The organism is Microbacterium sp. (genome assembly GCF_036566905.1).
Lineage (GTDB): Bacteria > Actinomycetota > Actinomycetes > Actinomycetales > Microbacteriaceae > Microbacterium.
Window position 1 is genome coordinate 1 of the sequence record NZ_DATCVK010000155.1, and the last position, 5834, is coordinate 5834.

Genomic DNA, 5834 nt, shown 5'->3' on the forward strand with positions numbered 1-5834 from the left:
TTCACCAATGACGAGTGGAGTGAAGGCCACCCCGCCGAGGCCGAGACCTCTGACACCTGGCCGCTCGTGCTCTCGAGCTTCAAGTCGTGGGTCGAGACCGGGAGGGCGTTGCCGTTCCCCTCGTGACCGTGCGCGGAGTAGACCGTGCGCGGAGTAGGTTGAGGCCACCACTGGTCGGCGAAGGAGACACCATGGAGAAGGCGCCAGCGTTCAGGATCGTGCGCTGGGAGCTCAAGGTGCTCTACATCGTCGTCGCGTGGATCGTCGGATACGCGCTCGCCGACCTGCTCAGCCGGCTCGGCACGCCCGGCGTCGCGCTCGAGATCGTCAACACGCTCCTGAACCTCGCGGCCTTCGCCATTGCTGTTCGGATCTTCCGCGGCCGGGACGAAGCGATCGATCCACCGCGGGCATGGTGGCGCATGACGGCATGGCCGACGCTCAGCCGCCGGCTCGGGATCCTGTTCGCGGTGTTCGCGGCGATGTCGCTGCTGAGTCTGTCACTGACCGTGGCAGGAGTCACCGAGCTGCCCGGCGGCGCGACGATCGGCCTCATGATCGGCGCGGCATTGCAGTTCGCCGCGTTCGCGTTCCTCTACCTGAACTCGGCGGCGCGCATGGCCCGCCTCGGCATCGCGAAGCCCGAACGCCTGCGTCCGACGATCCGCCTGACGTGACTGGCGCGCCCGCGTGCGCGCTCAGCTCGAATGGCCGGCCCTCCGTGCGGGAAGCTGCTCACTCTTCCGACCGGGACGACCCGCGAGGAACGGCATGGACAGGCCGGCGGCGAGCGAGCCCAGACCACCCTGCAGGAGGTCGCCGAGGGAGTCCGCGTACCCCGTCAGGATCTCCGGGTCGAGATAGGTGCGGCCGAACCATTCGAAGAGCTCCCAGAGCACACCGAGCGAGAGTCCGAGCGCCGTGACCATGAGCGCGGCCGAGAGCACGGGGCGCGGGAGCGTTTCGGCGTCGGCGAGCACGTGGAATCGCACGAGCACGACGTAGAGCATCGCCGCGACGATGCCGTTGGTGAAGAAGTGCATGGGGAGGTCCCACCAGCGCGCCGCGATGAAGAGTCCGAGCACGCTGCTCCAGGTCGAGAGGAGCACCGCCGTGCCGAAGAGGATGTCGAAGGCGGGCCGGACTCGGAGCAGTCGGGGGACGAGCATCGCGGCCGACGCCGCCACGAAGCTCAACCCCGAGAGCGGGCCCCAGCCGATGCCTGCCACGACGATGCTGAGCACGCTGAGCACGCGGAGCACGTCGCCGACGATCTCGGCCGGTCCTTCGGGGCGCCGCAGCGAGGTGCGGATCATGCCATCAGACTAGATCGTCGGGCGAATCGCGGGGCGGAGCACGGCTTGCATCGGTTCATGGTCGGATGCCGCCCGGCCGTCGAATCTCGTTGCGTTCACCCCGGCGCGGAGCACGTCGACCCGTCGACCGACGAGGATGCGATCGATGCGGCTGCCGCCCGGGCGCGGCGCGCGGTAGTTCGAGTAGGTTCCCCACGGCGGCGTCAGCCGCTCGGACGCGGCGTCCCAGGCGTCCCGCAGCGCTCCCTCCGCCGTCAGGCGGCGCGTGACCGCGGAGCCGGCACCCGCGTTGAAATCTCCGGTCACGACGATCGCCGCATCTGGGTCCGCGGATTCCGCGCGCCGCACCAGGTCCAGGATCATCGCCGCCGATGCGAGCCTCGAGCGCCACGAGAGGTGATCGAGGTGGGTGTTGAAGGCGAGCAGTCTCGCCCCCGTCGTGTCTGCGAACTCCGCTGACACGACGATGCGCCGGGTGAGGTTGCCGAAGGACCTCGAGCCGGGGATATCGGGTGTCGCAGACAGGGCCCTCTGGCGCCACGCGGTCAGCTCGAGCCGATCGGCGTCGTAGAAGATCGCACAGTGTTCATCCGTCCCTGTGGCACCGCGGCCATGACCGACCCACCGATACCGCGGTCCGAGGGCGTCTGCGACTGCGTCGACCTGGACGGCGAGCGCCTCCTGCACGCCGAGGAGCGTCGGCTGCTCGGCGCGCAGGAGACGCCGCACGAGCGGCTTGCGTGTCTTCCAGCGGTCGGGACTGCCCGGCAGCGAGGTCGTGGTGCGGCGTCGGACATTGAACGTCATGACGTGCACGTCGGGTTCGCTCACCGGTCCGATCAGCGTGGCCTCCGTCATGCGCCCAGCGTACGCAGCTGTCCGTGCGCGGCGGAGGGACATCGGCGTTCGCGGATGCGGCCCGCAGCGTGCGTCGTAGGATCGCACCATGGCTGACGACGCGGTGAAGCAGGCTCAGGAGGCGGCCGCCGAGGCCGCTGCGGCGGCGAAGGCGCTGCAGGCGCAGGCCGAGGAGGCGATGCGCAGGGCCGAGGAAGCCGCGGCACTCGCGAAGGCCGCGGCCGAGGCTGCGGCGACGGCGACGGATGCTGCGGCACCCTCCGAGCCCGCGCCGCCGGCGCCCGCAACCGCGACATCCGGCCCGCTCGACGAGTCCCAGGTCGACGCGATCCGCGCCGGCTACGCCCTCGAGGGCGCCGCGCTCGAGATCGGCGCGCTCGTCAACGGCGAGGCGTGGCCCGACGTGCCGGTGCGCATCCCGCTGGCGATGACGAATCGGCACGGGCTCGTCGCGGGCGCGACCGGCACGGGCAAGACCCGCACGCTGCAGGTGCTCGCCGAACAGCTCTCGGCCCACGGCGTGGCCGTCTTCGCGGCCGACATCAAGGGCGACCTGTCGGGGGTCGCGACGCCGGGGGAGGGCAACGCGAAGCTGCTCGCCCGCACCGAGGGCATCGGCCAGCAGTGGGCCCCCGCGAGCTTCCCGACCGAGTTCTACTCGCTCGGCGGAGTCGGCCGCGGCGTGCCGATCCGGGCGACGATCTCGGGCTTCGGCCCGCTGCTGCTCTCGAAGGCGCTCGGCCTGAACGAGACGCAGGAGTCGAGCCTCGGCCTCGTCTTCCACTACGCGAACAACAACAATCTCGCCCTGCTCGACCTCGAAGACCTGCGCGCGGTGCTCGCCTATCTCGTGAGCGATGAGGGCAAGCCCGAGCTCGAAGGGCTCGGCGGCCTGTCGAAGGCGACGGTCAGGGTGATCCTCCGCGAGCTCATCACCTTCGCCGACCAGGGCGCCGACGTGTTCTTCGGCGAACCCGAGATCGACACGGCCGAGTTCCTGAGAGTGGCATCCGACGGCCGCGGCGTCATCAGCCTGCTCGAGGTGCCGGGCGTCGCCGACAAGCCGGCGCTCTACTCCACGTTCCTCATGTGGCTGCTCGCCGACCTCTTCACCGACCTGCCCGAGGTCGGCGACCTCGACCAGCCGAAGCTCGTGTTCTTCTTCGACGAGGCGCACCTGCTCTTCAACGACGCCTCGAAGGACTTCCTCGCCCAGATCACGCAGACCGTGCGGCTCATCCGCTCGAAGGGGGTCGGCGTCTTCTTCGTGACGCAGACGCCGAAGGACGTGCCCGCCGACGTGCTCGCCCAGCTCGGCTCCCGCGTGCAGCACCAGTTGCGCGCCTTCACCCCCGACGACGCGAAGGCGCTGCGGGCGACCGTCTCGACGTACCCGAAGTCGGGCTACGACCTCGAGGAGGCCCTCACCCAGCTCGGCACCGGTGAGGCGATCGTCACCGTCATGAACGAGAAGGGGGCGCCGAGTCCCGTCGCCTGGACCCGGCTGCGCGCCCCGCAGGCGTCGATGTCGCCATCGCCCGATGCCGTGATCGACGCGGCCGTCGCGGCATCGCCGCTCACCGCGAAGTACGGCACCGGCATAGACCGGGAGTCGGCGCACGAGATCCTGACCAAGAAGCTCGCGGATGCCGCGGCGAAGGTCGACGCCGAAGAAGCGGCGGAGGCCAGGGCGAAGGCCGACGCCGAGTTCGCGAAGATGCAGGCGAAGATCCAAGCGGATGCCGCGAAGGCCGACAAGAAGGCGCAGGCCGAGTACGACCGGCTCATGAAGCAGACCTCGACGACCTCGCGGTCCCGCTCCTCGCGGTCGAAGGAGAAGTCGGCGCTCGAGCAGGTGCTCGGCTCGAAGACCACGCAGAACGTGCTGAAGACCGTCATCACCGGCATCTTCGGCATGGCCAGGCGCAAGTAGTCGCACGCCCCCGCTGGTCGAGTAGCGCGAAGCGCGTATCGAGACCTCGCACGCTGAGGTCTCGATACGGCCCTGGCGGGCCTACTCGACCGACGAGCGAGTGCGGGAGGATGGACCCGTGCCAGAGATCCGCCCGTACCGTGCCGCCGACCGCGATCAGGTCGCCCGGATCTGCCTGCTCACGGCGGCCGGGGGCGGGGACGCCACCGGGGTCTACTCCGACGACACTCTGATGCCCGAGGTGTTCGCGCTGCCCTACGTCGAGTACGCGCCCGAGCTCGCGTTCGTCGTCGCCGATGGCGATCGGGTGCTCGGCTACGTGATCGGCGTGGCCGACACCGCCGCCTTCGTCGAGTGGTGGAGGCGGGAGTGGGGGCCGGCGTTCGCCGCGAGGCATCCGTCGCCCGGCGCCCCGACCGGCCACCAACCGGACTTCACCGATGCGCAGCTCATCGAGGCCGGAACCGCGCCCGAGCGCATGCTCGTCGACGAGCTCGCCGAGTACCCGGCGCACCTGCACATCGACCTCCTGCCCGAGCTGCAGGGGCGAGGGTTCGGGCGTCGCCTCATCGACACGCTCCGAGGCGCGCTCGCCGCACGCGGGGTGCCGGCCGTGCACCTCGGCATGGACGCCGCGAACACGGGCGCCCGAGCCTTCTACGACCGGCTCGGATTCCACGAGCTCCCGTCGAGTCGCTCGAGCTCGCCGCTGCTCGGCATCGCGACGAGCGACGCGACGAGCGATGCGACGGCGGCGGGCTCAGCCGTCAGCGAGTGAGCGAGCGCCGCTCGAACCAGTAGAGCAGGCGCGGGTTCGCCTCGCGCAGGTCGGCGAGGGTCATCGGCTCCGACCCGACGGTCTCCTCGACGCCGAGCACCTCGGCGACCCGATCCATGGTCGCCTCGTCCCAGAACCTGCCACGCATCCGGAACGCGCCGCGGCCGGTGCGTTCGACCACGAAGAGCTCCTGCGTCGTGTCGAGGCTGTTCGCCCGATACAGGTGAACACGCAGCACTCCGGCGACATCGCGTGCCGCGACGGTCGAGACGCCGCCGAAGAAGCCGCGTTCGACGATGCCGTAGCGGCTGATCGATGCGTTGGCGCGGCGATAGCCGACCCACGCGACGAAGATCGCCGCCAGGACGACCGCGGTGGTCGCGGCCATGACCGGCCACGCATCGCGCGTGTCCATGAGCCAGATCTCGGCGGCGAGCACCGGTATCGCGAGTGCGAGGAGCGGCAATCCGACGCTCCGTCCGAGGGAGCGGCGTGGCCTCAGGGTGAATACCCTGAGGCCGTCGCCCCCTGCTGCCGCCGCTTCGATGGAGGAGCCCCCTGCGTCCCCACTCCTCAGTTCCATCGCCGCCGCTGACATCCCCTTCATCATGGGCGTCGCGGCGGAATCGCACCATTCCGCATTAATGAGGACACGGGGCGGGAAACGACGAACGGCCCCGACGAATCGGGGCCGTTCTCGTACTCATCTACCGCGGAGGATGGGGGATTCGAACCCCCGAGGGCTTGCACCCAACACGCTTTCCAAGCGTGCGCCATAGGCCACTAGGCGAATCCTCCCGGGGACTCCCCACGCACCCGCCAGAGCCCGGCTGCCCTTGCTGCGTTTCCGCCCTGGGGGAGTTGACCTGGATGACGCCACGTGAGGAGCCGGAGACAGTCTACCCGAGCGCAGGCGGGTGTCTTGACCGCGGCCGGTTCAGCGAGCGGA

General features: G+C 70.1%; 6 protein-coding genes, 1 tRNA gene and 1 other RNA gene. 3 read left to right on the plus strand and 5 right to left on the minus strand.

The features are described from left to right. Positions 1-191 precede the first annotated feature (191 nt). Positions 192-677, plus strand: a complete 486-nt coding sequence (locus VIP82_RS11775; RefSeq protein ID WP_331908760.1) for a hypothetical protein — start codon at positions 192-194, stop codon at positions 675-677. 21 nt (positions 678-698) lie between these two features. On the opposite strand, the gene VIP82_RS11780 is transcribed toward VIP82_RS11775, so the two are convergent. Beyond that, positions 699-1316, minus strand: coding sequence for a DUF2238 domain-containing protein (locus VIP82_RS11780; RefSeq protein ID WP_331908762.1), 618 nt, complete (start codon positions 1314-1316; stop codon positions 699-701). Positions 1317-1325: 9 nt separating this feature from the next. Continuing rightward, entirely contained in the window at positions 1326-2174 is an 849-nt protein-coding gene (locus tag VIP82_RS11785) for an endonuclease/exonuclease/phosphatase family protein (protein WP_331908764.1), read from the minus strand. A gap of 88 nt (positions 2175-2262) precedes the next feature. Between VIP82_RS11785 and VIP82_RS11790 the strand changes: the two genes are divergently transcribed. Further along, entirely contained in the window at positions 2263-4107 is a 1845-nt protein-coding gene (locus tag VIP82_RS11790) for a helicase HerA-like domain-containing protein (RefSeq protein WP_331908766.1), read from the plus strand. Between the two features lie 118 nt (positions 4108-4225). Then, on the plus strand, positions 4226-4885 hold the full coding sequence (locus VIP82_RS11795) for a GNAT family N-acetyltransferase (protein ID WP_331908768.1): 660 nt from the start codon (positions 4226-4228) through the stop codon (positions 4883-4885). On the opposite strand, the gene VIP82_RS11800 is transcribed toward VIP82_RS11795, so the two are convergent. The 3 genes from VIP82_RS11800 to ffs form a co-directional block, all read right to left on the minus strand. Further along, on the minus strand, positions 4875-5351 hold the full coding sequence (locus VIP82_RS11800; RefSeq protein ID WP_331908770.1) for a hypothetical protein: 477 nt from the start codon (positions 5349-5351) through the stop codon (positions 4875-4877). The two genes, VIP82_RS11795 and VIP82_RS11800, sit on opposite strands and share 11 nt — an antisense overlap. A gap of 247 nt (positions 5352-5598) precedes the next feature. Then, a tRNA-Ser gene (locus VIP82_RS11805) sits at positions 5599-5683 on the minus strand. Next, positions 5682-5778, minus strand: an RNA gene (ffs, locus tag VIP82_RS11810) — signal recognition particle sRNA small type. Before ffs ends, VIP82_RS11805 begins: the two co-directional genes overlap by 2 nt. Positions 5779-5834 lie beyond the last annotated feature (56 nt).